Origin of the sequence: Streptomyces sp. NPDC014727 (assembly GCF_043083485.1) — a bacterium.
Lineage (GTDB): Bacteria > Actinomycetota > Actinomycetes > Streptomycetales > Streptomycetaceae > Streptomyces.
Map to the genome: position 1 here is coordinate 1 of NZ_JBIBYR010000054.1, position 16,587 is coordinate 16,587.

The following is a 16,587-nucleotide window of genomic DNA, read 5'->3' on the forward strand; positions in this document are numbered from 1 at the left end:
CACCGGCTCCACCAGCGCCCACTGCTCGTCACTCACGTCGGTCTTGTAGGGCTTGCGCTCGCTCACGGTGCCCAGCCCAACATGCCCATGGCCGCCGACCAGCCGGGGTGCCGCACCGCCACACGTTCAGGTGACGACAAAACTCCTATCCACTCTCATACCGCCCTCTCATAGGCGCGTCACCGACCGCCCCGCCGTTCCGGCCCGTCAGGGCTCCATCCCCTGAGATACGGCTTGAGTTCCTCCGGCGTGGGTTCGCGTGCGTCCGGCATCTTCGGAAGCTCGCTCAAGGGGTCGATCGACCTCACGTACGCCCTTGCCCACTCCAACCAACGCCGGGCCTGGCTCAGAGCCGGCTCGTCCACAACACCGTGAAGCTCGCCAATTCGACGTTCCAATGCCGTGCAGTACGCACTGAGGGCAGCAGACTCCTGCCAGCGCCCGGCCTCTTCGCGTAGTGCCTGGGCAAGTTGTTCGCGAGCAGCCTGTTCTTTCGCCACCTCCACGGCCGCTCGCCGGCGAACTTCGCGTTCCACAATGGCCTGCTGCTCGTCCTGCCTGCGCCGAGCGTCTTGTGCCGCTCGTACCTCGATCTCTCCAAGGACCTCGTCCAGAGCTTCTTCGAGCGTCCGGGTTTTCCGATCTCGCCAGCGGCCGGGCCGGTCGGTCAGGCCATGGGCGAGCTCCACGACGAGGCGAGAGGAGCGGTCGGGATCCGTGGACTGCGGGAACTCCTGCCTGACACTGACGGTGTAAGCGAGGCCGTCGACAGCAATGTCCACTCCACCCTCGCGTGGGTGGAAGAACGAGTGGGCCTCCCGCACCTCGTACCCTCGCCGGACCGCCTCAGCCGACAGTCCTTGCAGCAGCAGAAGCACCCTTCGGTGGAGCCCGGAAGGCATGACGAGTCGGCGCTCGTCGTCTTTGAGCGCGGTCACGATCGGATGGAGGTCCCCCAGCCGTGAGGGAACGGGAATCGTATCTCCGCTCTCCTTCGGCCGTTGACTCCGCGCATTGGGATGCGGGCCGTCCGCAAGGAACAGTTCCAGCCCCGGCCCACCGTACGGAACCTTCTCGATGCGCTTGCCCGCTGGTTCCAGGTCGTGCCGTTTCGCGTAGTTGACGACGCGCCGCCACTCCGCGACCTCGTCGTCATCAGGGTCGATGATCCGAACGCGGCCCTCGGCGACGAGCCGCTCGATCAGCTCATATGCCTTCGCCCGCCGGGCTCGCGCGACGGGCCTCTCGCTGTAGGGCGTCCGAGGGTTGGCGGGCACTGCCGGCTCACTGCCACCAGCGACCGCAGGGTCGTCGTCGATCATCAGGACCCCACCATCCCGCAAGGCATCGGCCGAGCGCCAATCACTCGACATCCAGGCTCCACCGCCCTCGCTGGAAACGAGGCCGTTCGACGAGCCCGTGCTGCCGTATAGAGCCCAAAGGCACCCGTCAGCAGTGGGAGTCCCTGGGACTTTTCTGGGACTTCCGGCCTCATCAAGCGGCACGAGCATGAAACAGTCGAAAGGCCATTCGCGCAGGTCAGCGACCAACAGCAGCTCATCACGGCAGGTCACCGCGCTCCCTGGTCTCTTCCGGGACATCTGAACAGCAGGACTCAGTAGGTCTGCGCTCAGCGTCCCCTACCCCTGGTCGCCGCCTACTACCAACAAAACGCTACGGGTGCGGCGCGCTCACACAAGACGCGACCTCGCTGCGTAAGCGACCGAGTGAGCCGCACCTGGCGGTTGGAATTGTCCCGGAAGGCGGCCGGTGCCGCCGGGTCAGCCCGACTTCGGCGGCTTCTGCGTGTCGAAGGCGAAGAGAGTGTTCTTGGCCGCCGCCACGATCACTGCACGCCCCGCGACGGTCACGCGCGGGCTTGCGCCCTGCTCGCCCGTCAAACCATCGGCCTGCGGATCTGTTGCCCACAGGGGTTTGCCATCGTACGGCGACAGCGCGACCACCCGGCCGGTGGCCGAGCTGAAATACAGCGCGCCGGCTCCCGCCACCGGACCCGACGCGCCCTCCACGCCCGTCTGCCGGAACCACTTCTTCCGGCCGGTCGCGGGGTCGAGCGCCGTGACGAGACCGGTCTGGCTGCTCACGTAGAGGGTGCCGTCCGTCATTCCGGGCGTCCCCGAGTATGTCTTGGCCAGCCGGGAGTACGTGACCTTCCGCGAGGCCGGGTGAACCCGCGCCACCCCGTCGTAGCCGGCCAGCGCCGTTCCCTCCATGTGCACCTGAAGGAGTACGAGCCTGCCGTTGGCGACGCCCATCGGGACGGCGGGGCCGTTGACCGCGATCGGCCTGCCCAGTGTCCCCGAGGCGCGGTCGACCGGGTACAGGGTGGGGTGGCGCACCTCTGAGGCATCCACCTCCGCGTCCGTCGCGCACATCGCGAAGAGCTGCGAGCCCACCGGGACGGGTGCGCACTGTGTGCCCACGGGGAACGGCGTCTTCCAGGTAACCGTACCGCTGTGCGCGTCCCGGGCCTCGAAGCGGGAGTTGGTAGCGTCGACCGTCACAACGGCGGAGCCGACCACAAGGGCGTCCTGAGTCCGACCCGTCACGGCCTTCGACTGGGCGCCGGATGGCACGGACCACAGCTCCCGGCCATTGTTCGCGTCGATGGCCACCACCTCACTGGGAGGGTCCTGCGGGGCGTCCTGGGCGGCGAAGCGGTAACCGAGCACCGTGTCGTCGGTGGCGCCCACCAGGTGCATGCCCTGGACAGGCACGCCCGGACTCTTCGCCGTCCATACCCGCGAGCCGTCCGAAGCCCTGATACGGGTCGCGACGACACCGCCGCCCCCGCAGAACAGCGCGTCGCCGCGCGCGACGCAACGCAGTTCGTCGGGGATGTCCTCGCGACCGCCCAGCACAGTCTTGCGCCACGGCTCGAAGCCGTCCGGAAGTGCGGCACCCGGCGCCGCGACGCTCTTGCCCTTGTGGCCGCCGCTGTTCCCCCCGAAGCCGCCCGCCTTCAGCGCGGTGACTCCCCCACCGATCGCTGCCACCGCGACCGCGGCCGCGAGCACGGGACGCCATCGGCGACGCAGACTGCGGCCGATGGGGGTGCCAGTGCTCCCTGTGTCGGGACCGGCCGGGGCAGTCGGCGCCGGGGTGGCCCGCATCGCCAAGTGATGCTGGGTGATCATGTCGCGGGTGCGGCCCGCGCCAACCCCGTTCGCGTCGGTCCCGCCGAGGTCGGCCGGCAGGTCCCGCAGCAGCACGAGGAGTTCGTCCGCCGAGGGGCGCCCCTCGGGCTCCTTGGCCAGGCACGACTCGACGACCGCGCGCAAGGCCACCGGTACGGCATCCAGCGACGGCTCCTCATGCACCACCTGATACGCGGTCATGTATGGGCTGTCCGCGTCGAAGGGCCCGTGGCCCGTCGCTGCGTACACCAGCAGCGTCCCCAGCGAGAAGACATCGGACCGCGGCCCCACACCACGCGGCGCCTGCAACTGCTCCGGCGACATGAAGGGCGGCGTACCGATGACCCGCCCTGTCATCGTCAGCGTCTGCTGGTCCACGGCTCGCGAAATACCGAAGTCGATGACGCGCGGGCCCTCGGGCGAGAGCACGACGTTCGAGGGCTTCAGGTCACGGTGGACGACCCCCACCCGGTGGATGTCGCGCAGCGCCTCCGCCAGCCCGATGGCGAGCCTCCTCAGCTCCGCTCCGTTCAGCGGGCCTTTCGTCGCGATGCGCTGGGCGAGCGTGTGCCCCTCGATATAGGTCGTCGCCATCCACGGCTGCTCGGCCTCAGGGGCAGCGTCGACCACGGCGGCGGTGAACGCGCCGCTCACCCGCCTCGCCGCCGCCACCTCCTGCCGGAAACGGATGCGGAACTCATCGTCCCCCGCGAACTGTTGGTGGATCAGTTTGATCGCGACAGGTCGCCCCGAGCTCGTACGGGCCAGAAAGACCGTGCCCATGCCCCCCGAGCCGAGCCGCGCCTCAAGCGGATAACCGCCGATCTCGGCTGGATCACCTCCGCGCAGCGACACTCTTCCCGACCTCCCGTCCCCCGTGCACCTCTGCCGCCACGGGCCTGCGTACCTGTCCTGCACACAAACTAGCCGTAGGGCAGTACGGCAGAGCAAAGCGGGTGACGAACAGGCAGCCGCACCTGACGTTCTGTATTGCTGATGTTCGTATCCACCAACCTCCGTCAGGACAACCCCGACCCTGCCGATAGGCCAGCCGCAGCCCCAATGGTGATCCATGGCGACGATCGGAGGCTGCGGTCCCGGGGCCGGAGACCGCTGGGTGTTCAGGTGGTCGCCGGGACGGATGGAGCGCTGGGCTGCTCAGCGCCCTGCTGTCCCGGCCCGCGGCCTGGCGGTGCTGGGCGGCCTGGTCACCGCCACCATGCTCACGATCGGCCGGCTGCTGCCGCCCGGCGCCCGGCCGCCCCGCGTTCCGCACCGCTTTGCGCTCGTCGAGCTCCATCGCCCCCCAGGGCGCGCATCATCAAAGGAGGGGAGACCACCGACGAGGAGTGGCGATGAGGTTGTCGTTTCTTGAACCCCTCTACGCGGAGCCGGGCCCGTTCGCCTCCGTATACCTGGATACCTCCCGAGACGTCGAACATCCCGAGCAGGCGATCGCGCTGCGCTGGCGGCGGCTGCGCGAGAGTCTGTCCCGTCAGGGCTCGGACCGGGCGCTGCTGAACGTACTGGAGGAGGCGGTCGGTGCCGACACAGAGGTGCCGGGGGTGCACGGTCAGGCCATCTTCGCCGCCCACGGTACACTCGTCCTGGACGGGGAGCTGCCCAGGCCGCCCGAACGCGACTCCGCGCGCTACAGCACCCTGCCGGACGCGATGCCCCTGGTCACCCAGCACGTTCCACAGATCCCCTACATGGCCGTGGTCGTCCACTACGGCGGCCTTCCGACCGCCGAGACCCACGGCTGGGTAACTCTGGAGGCGGAGACCGGCACCTGGCCCGCGTCCACCGTCACCCCGGGTGAGCGGCTGCACCGCAGGGTCGCGGTGGCGACCTGGCACCGTACCTCCCTCCGGCTCGGCCACCGGCTGGACGAACGGGCGCGGCGCGCCCATGCCGACGCCGTCGTCGTGGGCGGGGACGAGTGGGCGTGCAACGTACTGATCCGCCGCCTGCCGCACACCCTGCGGGACAAGGTCGTACGCGTGGGCGGCCGGACCCCCACCGACACCGGACGCGCCCTGTTGGAGTCGCAGCTCGACGGCGTCTTCCGCGGCCGCATGGCCGCCCACGACCGGGAACTCGTGGACATCTTCATCGGCCGGCGTGCCCTGGACGGACCCATGACGGAGGGGCTGGCCGCGACCGTCGCCGCCCTCCAGCGCGGCCAGGTCGCGGCACTGCTGCTGAACCGGCCGCCAGGGTCTTCGCTGCGGCTCTGGACGGGCTCCCAGCCCACTCAGCTCGCCCTGACCGAGGCGGAGCTGATGTCCTTCGGCGTTCGGGCCCCGCGCGAGGAACGCGCCGACGAGGCCCTCGTCCGGGCCCTCGTCGGCACCGGGGCCGAGCTGGTCGTCGTACCGGAGAACGAGCTGAGGCTGCACGAGGGCGTGGGCGCCCTGCTGCGGTACACCGACCCGGGGACCCCGTCCTGACGTCGGCGCGCTGCGCCTCCCGGTTCACGGGCCGCCCCTTGCGCCCGACCGCCCCGGATCGCGCCGCGCGCGGAACGTGCCGACACTGGGCTGGAGCGGCAGCGCGGCAGATGGGCGGCGGATGGGGGCGCATGGACAGGAGCAGGAGCGGCGCGGAGGAGACCGACGTCTTGATCCCCCCTCCCAAGACCTGGGCGGTGGCGTTGCCGGCGTTGGCCGACGCGCCGGGGTACTCCACTCCCTGGAACAGACGCCCATTCCGATGACCCATAAAGGGACCCCCGAGGACCTGGTCCGCGCGGCCCACGCCGTGGGCGTGACCGACCACCGTCTCCTGGAGGCCGTACGGAGCATCCCCCGGGCGGAATTCGTCCCTGCGGACGAGGTGGCATCCGCGTACCGGGACACGCCTGTGCCGCTCCCCCACGGGCAGGTGACCACCCAGCCCTCGCTGATCGCCATGATGGTTTCCGCTCTCGCCCTCACCGGAGACGAACAGGTCCTGGAGGTCGGGACCGGATACGGCTGGCAGACCGCGCTGCTGGCCCGCTTGGCCGCGTACGTTGTCAGCGTCGAGCGCTGTCCCGACCTGGTCGACGAGGCCCGCTTGCGGCTGGCCGGGCAGGGCGTCGGCAATGCCGAAGTCGTACTCGGCGACGGGACCCTCGGCATGCCGGCCCGTGCCCCGTACGACGCCGTCATCGTCTGTGCGGCCTTCCCGCGGGTGCCTGGGCCGCTGGTGGATCAGCTCCGCTCCGGTGGCCGGCTCGTCCAGCCGATCGGGCATGGTGGGCGGGAGCACGTCCAGCTGTACGAGCGGCGGGCCCGCGGCCTGGTGCACCGCAGGATGGTCACCGCGGCCCGCTTCGTCCGGCTGTACGGCGCCCATGGCTACGACCAGCACTGACGCGTCAGCGCTGATAGGTCCCGACCAGGGTGCCGGAGGCCAGCTCCCTGCCCTTCAGGGCACGGTGCACGTCCTCGGCGCCCGGGTGGTCGTGCAGCGGCAGCGGCTCGGACAGGGCGTACAGGCGGAAGAAGTAGCGGTGCGGCCCGTGCCCCGGTGGAGGCATCGGCCCTCCCCAGCCCACGCGGCCGAAGCCATTGGGCCACGGAATGCCGCCCTGGGGCTTCTGGCCCTCCGCCGCCCCGGTGGTCCTCGGACCGATGCCGGTCACCAGCCAGTGCAGGAAGGTCGTCCCCGGCGCGTCCGGGTCCTCGCACAGGAGCACCAGCTCCGTGGCCTCGTGGGGCACCCCCGACCAGGTCAGAGGCGGTGAGATGTTCTCACCCTCCCCGCTGTATCGACGGGGGATCACCGTTTTGTCGTCGAACGCGGTGCTGCTGAGTTCAATTCCGCTCATGCGCGCGGCCATACCCGCAACGGCGGCACCGGCACCGGTCCGCACCCCAAATCCCCCGTTCGGCCGAGCCGACCCGGACCACTTCCGGAAGAGCGAGTGAAGATGGCAGTGTGCCGACAAGGATCCTGCTCGAGGGCCGCCCTGGCGTGGGCAAGACGACCGCCCTGCGCCGACTGGCCGCGCTGCTGCCCACTCACGCGGCCACCGGCTTCACCACGGAAGAGATCCGGCAATCCGGCGCCCGCGTCGGTTTCGCCCTGGAGACCCTGGCAGGCCGGCGGGAGGTGCTCGCCCATGTCGACCTGCCCGGTCCACCACTGGTAGGGAAATACGGCGTCGACCTGGGCGTCATGGAAGGACTGGCGCTGCCGTCGCTTCGGCCGGCAGCGACCGAGGAGGCAACAGGGCGGCTGGTGCTCATCGACGAGCTGGGGCGGATGGAACTGGCGTGCACGGCGTTCCGGCACGCGGTCGGCGCGCTGTTCGTCGCAGAGGTCGACGTCGTCGCCACGGTCCACACGCACCGCGATCCGTTCACCGACGCCCTCAAGCAGCGCGCCGATATCGAGGTCGTCGAGCTCACTCCGGCAAACCGGGACGTCCTGCCGGGGGAGTTCGCGGCCCGGCTGCAGCGGCGCCGGACGCACGGGCGGCCTCCCTCTCAGGGATGAGAGACCGGCCTGCGACCCCCTCCTCGGTCGTGCGGATCACGGCGGCCTGGTACTCGGCGACGCGCTCGATGAAGAGGGCTGCGGGATCGTTTCCGGCGTGACTGCTCCGGCAGTCGCGGGGGACGGGGACGCTGTCGGGAATCTCGGTCCCGGGTACGTCGGCCAGTGCGACTGTGTGATCCGTGCGAGGAAGGTCTCCCGGGTGCTCGTTTCACCGCTCCCTTCTCGGGTGCGTCGCCACCGGGCCCGGAAGGAGTCGCGGGGCGGTACGGGTGTGTCACGGGTATCCGACCAACGACTCAGCGGGCCCGGCAGCCGGCCGCTGGTGCCGCCCGCGCCGGAACCGCAGACGGGCGGCGAGCGCGCCGGCCCGCTGCACGAGGGCGAGGCGTCCAGGCAGGACGGACCTCCTCGTCCCAGCGGCAGCCCGCGCCGGCGAACAGCACCGCGGCGGCGATAGCCCGCGCCACCACCCCTGACGAGAGCCTGCACTTCCTGCTGCGCTCGTACATCGAATTCGCCTTCCAGCACAGCCACTTGATCGATCTGCGCATCAGCGAGCCCGACCAGCTGCCGGAGAGGGAAGGCAAGGCCTCGAAGCAGGCACAGCGCGACTGCCTCGCCCTCTGGCTCCGCGTCCTCGACGAGGTCGAGCCGGGCCTCGACACGGCCGAGGCCGAGATCACCCTGTGCGCGGTCCTCACCGTGGTCGACCACGCGGTCCGCACCGGCCGCCTGGGCCGGCGTCCGGACCTCGCGGACCGGCTGGCGGAGATCGGCTCGGCACAGCTCCTGTCACGCTGACTGGCACTTGGTACGGCCGGATATCGCGCCTGCAATGCCGCTACCCGAGGAACGACAGCCGGACCTGACGCTCCGGATTGTCCCTGTTCGTATCCACCAGGCACACCGACTGCCACGTCCCCAGTTCCAGCCTGCCCCCGATCACCGGCAGTGTCGCGTGCGGTGGGACGAGGGCGGGAAGTACGTGGTCGCGGCCGTGACCGGGGGTGCCGTGACGGTGCTGCCAGCGCTCGTCGGCGGGGAGCAGGGTGTGGAGGGTGGCCAGCAGGTCTTCGTCGCTGCCTGATCCGATTTCGAGGAGGGCGATGCCGGCGGTTGCGTGCGGTACGAAGATATTGAGCAGACCGTCCCTGGCGGCGGCGGTCCGGGCGAGGAACTGCTCGCAGTCGTGCGTGAGGTCGGTGACGGCCTCCGTCGCTCCGGTGGTGATGTGCAGGACGCTCGTCGTGAAGGCGTGGGGCATGGATCCATCCTCTCGCCCTTGCGACGAGACCGCGCGCCCACGTGCCGAGACACCATTGACCGTTTCAGTCATGGATCGCTACGTTCGGCGCCATGTTCCGTTCGGCCCGGGGCTCCGCTGCCAGGCCGTCGAGGGGCCGGTGAGCTGGAATCGTGGCCGCTCCCGGGAAGATCCGCACCCCCGGACAAGTTGGTAGAAGCGTGAACAACTTCGGGGTGGCCTCAGCACGGGCGGTCGATGTCGTCGTGGTGGGCGCCGGACAGGCAGGACTGTCCGGCGCCTTCCACCTGCGACGTGTCGGCCTGGAACCCGACCGTGACTTCGTCGTGCTCGATCACGCTCCGCGCCCCGGCGGGGCCTGGCAGTTCCGCTGGCCCTCACTGACATACGGCAAGGTCCATGGCATGCACGCCCTGCCCGGCATGGAGCTCACCGGAGCCGATGACGGCCGGCCCTCGTCCGAGGTGATCGGCGAGTACTTCGACACCTATGAGCACACCTTCGATCTGCGGGTTCACCGACCGGTCGAGGTGAGCGCGGTGCGTGAGGGCGACGACGGGCGGCTGCTCGTCGAGACGTCCGAGGGTACGTATGCCACCCGCGCCCTCATCAACGCCACTGGCACCTGGGACCGGCCGTTCTGGCCGCGCTACCCGGGCCAGGAGACCTTCCGGGGGCGGCAGCTGCACACCGCGAACTACCCGGGGCCCGACGAGTTCGCGGGGCAGCGCGTGGTGGTGGTCGGTGGCGGAGCCTCCGGTACGCAGCATCTGATGGAGATCGCCGAGGTGGCGGCGGAGACGTACTGGGTGACCCGTCGGCCGCCGGTCTTCCGGGACGGGCCGTTCGACGCGGACCAGGGGCGGGCCGCCGTGGCAATGGTGGAGGAGCGAGTACGGCGCGGGCTGCCGCCGCAGAGTGTGGTGAGCGTGACCGGGCTGCCGCTCACCGACGCAATCCGACGCGCCCGCGAGAAGGGCGTCCTCGACCGGTTGCCGATGTTCGACCGGATCACGCCGACCGGGGTCGCCTGGGACGACGGCCGCACGGTCGAGGCCGATGTCATCCTCTGGGCGACCGGATTCCGGGCGGCCATCGATCATCTCGCGCCGTTGAAGCTGCGCGAGCCGGGCGGCGGCATCCGGGTCGAGGGCACGCGGGCCGTGCGGGACGGACGGATCCACCTCGTCGGGTACGGGCCGTCCGCCAGCACGATCGGCGCCAACCGGGCCGGGCGGGCAGCGGTGCGGGCGATCACACGGCTGCTGGACGAGCCGGAGGCGGAGAGAGGAACGGAGGGAGGGGCGGACGAAAAGTTCGCCCCTGCCGTGGTGTGACGGCACGGGTGCCGACCGCGCCGACGTGACAGCGCGGATGCCGACCGGACGTGGGCGACAGCGGCCGGTATCGACGGCCCGGGTGCTCAGGTACTGAGTTGCTCGGCGCTCAGGTGCTCCGGAGCTCAGCCGCTGGACGCGCTGCGGCGGTTGCGGTTGAACTCCTCCACGTTCTTCTGCTGTTCCGACGGAGACCCCATTGCGTCGCGCACCCGTGGTGATGTGGTCCGCGCCGAATCGCTCGACCGCCGTGTCGACCATGCACCTGAGCAGGCCCTGCGGGGTGGTGCGGGAGGCGGCGGGCCGTCCGGGGACTCGTTCACCATGCGGGCACGCCATCCCGCCGCCCGGAATCCAGAACCGGTCGACACAGGCCCTGCCACCCGCGACAGAACACACGAACAGGGGATCGGATGTTCGCTGGAACGCGTGATCGTTTCGCTGTTCATTGCTCAACTCCCCCGCGAAGGATGATGATTACGGGGCGCAAGCAACGGGCTGCAGACCGCGACTGCGCTGTCCCACAGATGCACCACGTACAAGGAGAAACACCGGATGAACCTCATCACCAACCTGCTCGCCGGCATCGTCCACTTCGTGGGTTGGCTCGTCTGACCATTGCCCCGCACGACGCCGTCGCTCCCTGTCCCACGGGAGTGGCGGCGTCGCCGCGTGTTCTCAGGCCTCGGCCGGGGCGCGTCCGAGCCCGCCGATCAGCTTGCCGCGGGAGCCAGTTGGGTGTCCCGCCGCACCAGGGCGGCGTAGCGGCCGTCCTGTTGAAGGAGTTCGTCGTGGCTGCCCCGCTCCGCCGCACGGCCGCCGTCCAGCACGATGATCTGTTCGGCGTCGCGGACGGTGGAGAGCCTGTGCGCGATGGTGATGGTGGTGCGCCCCGCGGAGAGTGCGTCGATCGCCTCCTGCACGGCGAACTCCGTGCGGGTGTCGAGGGCGCTCGTCGCCTCGTCGAGCACCAGGACGGGCGGGTCGCGCAGAATCGTACGGGCGATGGCGAGACGCTGCTTCTCACCGCCGGAGAAGCGGTAGCCGCGTTCACCGACCAGGGTGTCGTAGCCGTCGGGCAGTGAGGCGATGTGGTCGTGGATCTGCGCCGCACGGGCGGCGTCCTCGATCTCGGCGTCGGTCGCATCGGGTTTGGCGAAGCGCAGATTGTCGGCGACCGAGGCGTGGAAGAGGTAGGTCTCCTGGGAGACCACGCCCACGGCTCGTGCCAAGGTGTCGAAGTCGAGGTCGCGCACGTCGACCCCGTCGAGCGTGACCCGGCCGCCGGTCACGTCGTAGAGCCTGGGAACCAGGTAGCTGAGCGTGGACTTTCCGGATCCGGTGGGCCCGACGACCGCCAGGCTGCCGCCGGCCGGCACGGTCACATCGATGCCGCTGAGCGTCGGGCCGCTCTTCTCGTCGTAGCTGAAGTCGACGTCCTCGAAGCGGATCTCACCCCGGATCTCTTCCAGCCGCACTGGGTTCTCCGGCTCGGTGATGTCCACATCGAGGTCGAGGTACTCGAAGATCCGCTGGAAGAGCGCAAGGGACGTCTGCATCTCCACTCCGGTGGAGAGCAGGCTCACGGCAGGGCGGAAGAGACTCTGCTGGAGCGAGACGAAGGCGACGAGCGTGCCGATGGAGACGGCGGGACCACCGGACTGCAGGGCGAGCCCCGCCGCCCAGTAGATGATGGCGGGCATGGCGGCCATGACGATGCCGATCGTCGACATCCGCCACCGCCCGGCCATGCTGGAGCGCACTTCGAGGTCGACCAGCTTCTCGGACTCCTCGGCGAAGCCCTTGGTGAGGGAATCCGCCCGGCCCATCGTCCGGCCGAGCAGGATGCCGCTGACGGAGAGCGACTCGGTGACCGTGGCCGCCATGGCGGCCATCTGCTTCTGACGGCGGGTGGTGATCTTCTTGCGTTCACGGCCGACCCGGCGGCTGATCCAGACGAAGACCGGCAGCAGGAGCAACGAGACAAGGGTGAGCCGCCAGTCGAGCGCCAGCATGGCGACGACCGTGGCGACGACCGCGGTGAGATTGGAGACCAGCGACGTCGCCGTCGACGTGACGGTCGCCTGCATGCCGCCGATGTCATTGGCGATGCGGGACTGCACCTCGCCGGTGCGGGTCCTGGTGAAGAAGGCCAGCGGCATCCGCTGCAATTGGGCGTAGACCGCGGTGCGCAGGTCGTGCATGACGCGCTGGCCGACCGTGGTGGAGATCAGGGTCTGCAGGACGCCGAAGACGCTGTTGGTCACGGCGGTGAGGATCATGCCGAGGGCGAGCAGCGACAGCAGTCCCGTGCGCCCCTGCGGGATGGCCGTGTCCAGGATCTCGCGCAGCAGGAACGGCGAGGCGACCGACACCAGTGACGAGGCGCCGACGAGCAGCCCGACCAGGGCGAGCCGGCCTCGGTAGGGACGGAAGAGAAGCAGGATGCGGCGCAGCTCGGCGGGCGGGCGGCGCTCGTCCCGGGGCGGTGGTGTCCAGGTGATTTCGTCGGGTTTCATGGGCTCCTTCGTCGGGCTCGGCAATCGGCCTCAAAGCCGGGTGATCGGATCCCGCGACGCGGATCCGGCGACGCGGATCCGGCGACGCGGATTTTGAGAGCATAGCTCATTGTTACCTATGCTCACAATGCACAAGATCCTGATATTGTTCCTCCATGGACTCCTCCGACGCCGAGGGCGTGCTCGCCGAGCAGCTGCTGCGGGTGACCCGCAGGCTCCAGCGGATTCAGAGCCGCCAGCTGGAGCCGATCGGTATCACTCCCGCGCAGTTCCGGCTGCTGCGCACCGTCGCCCACTACGACGGTCCGCCCCGGATGGCGGATCTCGCGCAGCGCCTGGATGTCGTCCCGCGCGCCGTGACCAGCCTGGTCGACGGCCTGGAGGCGAGCGGACGAGTCCGCCGTGCCCCCGATCCGGACAGCCGCCGGGTGGTCCGGATCGAGATCACCCAGGAGGGCCTCGCCACGCTCCGGTCACTGCGCGACGCGCGCCGGGCCGCCGCAGAGGAGATCCTGGCTCCGTTGACCGCCGATCAGCGCGAGGTGCTCGGCGGGCTGTTGTCCGCCCTGGTCGACGGGATGCCGCAGCGCCGCTGCTGAACTGCGCGCCCGCGCGCCCGAGGGGTGTCGCGCGTGCCGCCGCTGTACCGAACCGAACAGAACAGCCGAGGAGAGCCCGACATGCCACTGCTGGAGCCGAAGCCGGAAGCACTCCGCCCCGGTGCGGTGCGTACTCCGTCCCCGGACCGGGTCCCCGACCGACAGGCTCCGGGTACGCCGGAACCGCTGCGCGGCGAGCTGATCGACCTGCTGGGGCCGGAGAAGGTGCTGTGGAAGATCTCCGACCTGGTGAAGTACGCCTCCGACGCCAGCCCCTACCGCTTCGTCCCCCAGGTCGTCGTGGTCCCGGAGGACATCGACGACATCTCGGCGATCCTGTCGTACGCGCACGGCAAGGGACGCGAGGTCGTCTTCCGGGCGGCCGGCACCAGTCTGAACGGCCAGGCCCAGGGTGAGGACATCCTCGTCGACGTGCGCCACCACTGGGCGGGCATCGAGGTGCTGGACGACGGCGCGCAGGCCCGCATCCGGCCGGGGACGACGGTCCTGCGGGCCAACGCCGCCCTCGCCCGGCACGGACGGCTGCTGGGGCCCGACCCGGCCAGTGCGATCGCCTGCACGATCGGCGGAGTCGTCGCCAACAACGCCTCCGGAATGACCGCGGGAACGACCCGCAATTCATACCGAACCGTCTCCTCCCTCACCTTCGTGCTGCCGAGCGGCACGGTCGTCGACACGGGTGACCCCGCGGCGGACGAGGACCTGGCCCGTGCCGAACCGCGGCTGTGCGAAGAACTGCTGGCGCTGAAGGCGGAGATCGAGGCCGACGCCGGGCTCACCGCCCGGATCCGCGCCAAGTACGAGATCAAGAACACCAACGGCTACCGGCTCGATGCCTTCCTGGACGGCTCGACGCCCGTGCAGATCCTGCGCGGTCTGATGGTCGGCTCCGAGGGCACCTTCGGCTTCATCTCGGAGGTCGTGTTCGACACCCTGCCCCTGGATCGCCGTGTCTCCACCGCCCTGCTCTTCTTCCCCTCCCTCCCCGCGGCGGCGTCCGCTGTGCCCCGGTTCAACGAGGCGGGGGCGATCGCCGTCGAGCTGATGGACGGCAACACGCTCCGCGCGTCGGTGAGCGTCCAGGGTGTGCCTGCGGACTGGGCCGAGCTGCCCAAGGAGACCGCGGCGCTGCTGGTGGAGTTCCGTGCTCCCGACGAGGCGGGGCAGGAGGCGTACGAGCGGGCGGCGGCAGCCGTGGTCGAGGGGCTCGACCTCGTCGCCCCCGTGGCCTCGGTGACCAATGGGTTCACCCGCGACGCCAAGGTCATCTCGGGCTACTGGAAGGCCCGCAAGGCGTTCGTCACCGCGGTGGGCGGCTCCCGTCCCTCGGGCACGACGCTGATCACGGAGGACTTCGCGGTGCCGCCCTCCCGGCTGGCCGACGCCTGCGAGGCCCTGCTCGCGCTCCAGGCGGAGCACGGCTTCGACGCCGCCGTGGCCGGTCACGCGGCGCACGGCAATCTCCACTTCCTGCTCGCCTTCGACGCGGCGAAGCCGTCCGACGTCGATCGGTACGCCGCGTTCATGGACGACTTCTGCCGGCTGACGGTGGAACGCTTCGACGGCTCGTTGAAGGCGGAGCACGCCACCGGCCGTAATATCGCCCCCTTCCTGGAGCTGGAGTGGGGTCCGAAGGCGACCGAGCTGATGTGGCGCACCAAGCAGATCATCGACCCCGACGGGGTTCTGGCACCCCGGATCGTCCTGGACCGCGACCCGAAGGCCCATCTGCGGGGGCTGAAGACCATCCCCGAGGTCGAGCTGATCGCCGACCCCTGCATCGAGTGCGGCTTCTGCGAACCCACCTGCCCCAGTCATGACCTGACCACCTCACCGCGGCAGCGGATCGTGCTGCGCCGGGAGATGATGCGACAGCCCGGCGGTTCACCGGTGGAGGAGCAGCTGCTGGACGCCTACGGCTACGACGCCGTCGACACCTGTGCGGGCGACTCGACGTGCAAGCTCGCCTGTCCGGTCGGCATCGACACCGGCGCCATGATGAAGGACTTCCGTCACCAGCGGCACTCCCCGCGCGAGGAGCGGATCGCGGCACTCACCGCGAAGAACTTCAAGGCGGTCGAGGCGGCGGCACGGCTCGCCGTAGCCGCAGCCGACCGGATCGGCGAACGGATCGGCGACGGACCGCTGGAGACCATCACCGCACTGGCCCGTAAGGCCGTACGCCCGGACCTCGTCCCCGAGTGGCTGCCCGAGATCCCCGGCGCCGCCGCGCGGAAGCTGCCCCGCACCTCCCGCGTCGGGGCGAGCGCCGTCTACTACCCGGCGTGTGTCAACCGCATCTTCGGCGGCCCCGAGGGCCATCGTGGCCCGTCGCTGCCGCAGGCCGTCGTCGCCGTCTCCGCTCGTGCCGGAAAGCCGGTATGGATCCCGGACGACGTCGCGGGGACCTGTTGCGCAACGATCTGGCACTCCAAGGGCTACGACGAGGGCAACACCGTGATGGCCAACCGCATCGTGGAGGCGGCCTGGGGCTGGACTGCGGGTGGAAAGCTGCCGCTGGTCGTCGACGCCTCGTCGTGCACACTGGGCATCTCGCATGAGGTGGTGCCCTATCTCACCGACGACAATCGCGAGTTGCACCGGGAGCTGACCATCGTCGACTCCCTCGTCTGGGCGGCCGACGAGCTGCTTCCGAAGCTGACAGTTCTCCGCAAAATCGATTCGGCAGTCCTGCACCCGACGTGTTCCATGCAGCATCTGAACGACGTGGAGCAGCTGCGCACGGTCGCGGAGGCCTGCGCCGAGGAGGTCGTGATCCCCGACGACGCCGGGTGCTGCGCCTTCGCGGGTGACCGGGGCATGCTGCACAAGGAACTGACGGCCTCCGCGACGGCGAAGGAGGCGGCCGAGGTCAACACGCGGGAGTACGACGCGTATCTCTCGGCCAACCGCATGTGCGAGATCGGTATGGACCGGGCCACCGGGCACTCGTACTACTCGGTGCTGATGGAGTTGGAGCGGGCCACGCGGCCGGGGGCCGTCGTTCGGTGATCACCGGGGTCGACCGGTCGACCGGTCGACCGGCTCGTCCGCGGTCGGCCGCCGGCCCTGACGAAGTCCGCAAGCGCCGGGGGGGGGGGGGTTACGCGCCCCCCCCGCGCCGGGGGGTGGGCCGAAAGACAAGGGTTTGGGGGCAGGGGGCAAACAACCCCCCATGGCCAGACCATCCCAGCACAA

At 70.1% G+C, this 16,587-nt stretch carries 12 protein-coding genes; 7 read left to right on the plus strand and 5 right to left on the minus strand.

Features of this window, described 5'->3' with window-relative positions:
- Nucleotides 1–179: 179 nt before the first annotated feature.
- Both ACF1B9_RS37190 and ACF1B9_RS37195 read right to left on the minus strand, forming a co-directional pair.
- On the minus strand, nt 180–1,322 hold the full coding sequence (locus ACF1B9_RS37190; protein ID WP_391746534.1) for a hypothetical protein: 1,143 nt from the start codon (nt 1,320–1,322) through the stop codon (nt 180–182).
- A gap of 459 nt (nt 1,323–1,781) precedes the next feature.
- Nucleotides 1,782–4,013, minus strand: a complete 2,232-nt coding sequence (locus ACF1B9_RS37195) for a serine/threonine-protein kinase (RefSeq protein WP_391746535.1) — start codon at nt 4,011–4,013, stop codon at nt 1,782–1,784.
- Between the two features lie 500 nt (nt 4,014–4,513).
- Here ACF1B9_RS37195 and ACF1B9_RS37200 point away from each other — a divergent pair, with 500 nt between their 5' ends.
- Together ACF1B9_RS37200 and ACF1B9_RS37205 are read left to right on the plus strand one after the other, a co-directional pair.
- Complete coding sequence (locus ACF1B9_RS37200; RefSeq protein WP_391746536.1) at nt 4,514–5,611, plus strand: hypothetical protein; 1,098 nt, start codon at nt 4,514–4,516, stop codon at nt 5,609–5,611.
- Between the two features lie 262 nt (nt 5,612–5,873).
- Nucleotides 5,874–6,518, plus strand: a complete 645-nt coding sequence (locus tag ACF1B9_RS37205; protein ID WP_391746537.1) for a protein-L-isoaspartate(D-aspartate) O-methyltransferase — start codon at nt 5,874–5,876, stop codon at nt 6,516–6,518.
- Between the two features lie 4 nt (nt 6,519–6,522).
- Here ACF1B9_RS37205 and ACF1B9_RS37210 read toward each other — a convergent pair whose 3' ends face one another.
- The gene (locus ACF1B9_RS37210) at nt 6,523–6,975 is read right to left on the minus strand and encodes a YbhB/YbcL family Raf kinase inhibitor-like protein (RefSeq protein WP_391746538.1); all 453 of its coding nucleotides are present in this window, start codon (nt 6,973–6,975) and stop codon (nt 6,523–6,525) included.
- 110 nt (nt 6,976–7,085) lie between these two features.
- Here ACF1B9_RS37210 and ACF1B9_RS37215 point away from each other — a divergent pair, with 110 nt between their 5' ends.
- Complete coding sequence (locus ACF1B9_RS37215) at nt 7,086–7,646, plus strand: nucleoside-triphosphatase (protein ID WP_391746539.1); 561 nt, start codon at nt 7,086–7,088, stop codon at nt 7,644–7,646.
- A 537-nt stretch (nt 7,647–8,183) separates the two neighbouring features.
- Entirely contained in the window at nt 8,184–8,450 is a 267-nt protein-coding gene (locus ACF1B9_RS37220; protein WP_391746540.1) for a hypothetical protein, read from the plus strand.
- Between the two features lie 40 nt (nt 8,451–8,490).
- Here the strand turns inward: ACF1B9_RS37220 and ACF1B9_RS37225 are convergent, their stop codons facing one another.
- On the minus strand, nt 8,491–8,913 hold the full coding sequence (locus ACF1B9_RS37225) for a secondary thiamine-phosphate synthase enzyme YjbQ (RefSeq protein ID WP_391746541.1): 423 nt from the start codon (nt 8,911–8,913) through the stop codon (nt 8,491–8,493).
- 215 nt (nt 8,914–9,128) lie between these two features.
- Between ACF1B9_RS37225 and ACF1B9_RS37230 the strand changes: the two genes are divergently transcribed.
- Entirely contained in the window at nt 9,129–10,250 is a 1,122-nt protein-coding gene (locus tag ACF1B9_RS37230; RefSeq protein ID WP_391746542.1) for an NAD(P)-binding domain-containing protein, read from the plus strand.
- Between the two features lie 713 nt (nt 10,251–10,963).
- Here ACF1B9_RS37230 and ACF1B9_RS37235 read toward each other — a convergent pair.
- Nucleotides 10,964–12,769 (minus strand): ABC transporter ATP-binding protein, encoded by a 1,806-nt coding sequence (locus ACF1B9_RS37235; RefSeq protein WP_391746543.1) that lies wholly within the window; start codon nt 12,767–12,769, stop codon nt 10,964–10,966.
- A 155-nt stretch (nt 12,770–12,924) separates the two neighbouring features.
- Here ACF1B9_RS37235 and ACF1B9_RS37240 point away from each other — a divergent pair, with 155 nt between their 5' ends.
- On the plus strand, nt 12,925–13,368 hold the full coding sequence (locus tag ACF1B9_RS37240; RefSeq protein ID WP_391746544.1) for a MarR family winged helix-turn-helix transcriptional regulator: 444 nt from the start codon (nt 12,925–12,927) through the stop codon (nt 13,366–13,368).
- An 81-nt stretch (nt 13,369–13,449) separates the two neighbouring features.
- Entirely contained in the window at nt 13,450–16,401 is a 2,952-nt protein-coding gene (locus ACF1B9_RS37245) for an FAD-binding and (Fe-S)-binding domain-containing protein (RefSeq protein WP_391746545.1), read from the plus strand.
- Nucleotides 16,402–16,587 lie beyond the last annotated feature (186 nt).

Bases quoted from the DNA above. Each gene is read 5' to 3' on its own strand.
- ACF1B9_RS37190 (WP_391746534.1), bottom strand. From the start codon at position 1,322: ATGATCGACGACGACCCTGCGGTCGCTGGTGGCAGTGAGCCGGCAGTG.
- ACF1B9_RS37200 (WP_391746536.1), top strand. From the start codon at position 4,514: ATGAGGTTGTCGTTTCTTGAACCCCTCTACGCGGAGCCGGGCCCGTTC.
- ACF1B9_RS37205 (WP_391746537.1), top strand. From the start codon at position 5,874: ATGACCCATAAAGGGACCCCCGAGGACCTGGTCCGCGCGGCCCACGCC.
- ACF1B9_RS37210 (WP_391746538.1), bottom strand. From the start codon at position 6,975: ATGAGCGGAATTGAACTCAGCAGCACCGCGTTCGACGACAAAACGGTG.
- ACF1B9_RS37225 (WP_391746541.1), bottom strand. From the start codon at position 8,913: ATGCCCCACGCCTTCACGACGAGCGTCCTGCACATCACCACCGGAGCG.
- ACF1B9_RS37235 (WP_391746543.1), bottom strand. From the start codon at position 12,769: ATGAAACCCGACGAAATCACCTGGACACCACCGCCCCGGGACGAGCGC.
- ACF1B9_RS37240 (WP_391746544.1), top strand. From the start codon at position 12,925: ATGGACTCCTCCGACGCCGAGGGCGTGCTCGCCGAGCAGCTGCTGCGG.
- ACF1B9_RS37245 (WP_391746545.1), top strand. From the start codon at position 13,450: ATGCCACTGCTGGAGCCGAAGCCGGAAGCACTCCGCCCCGGTGCGGTG.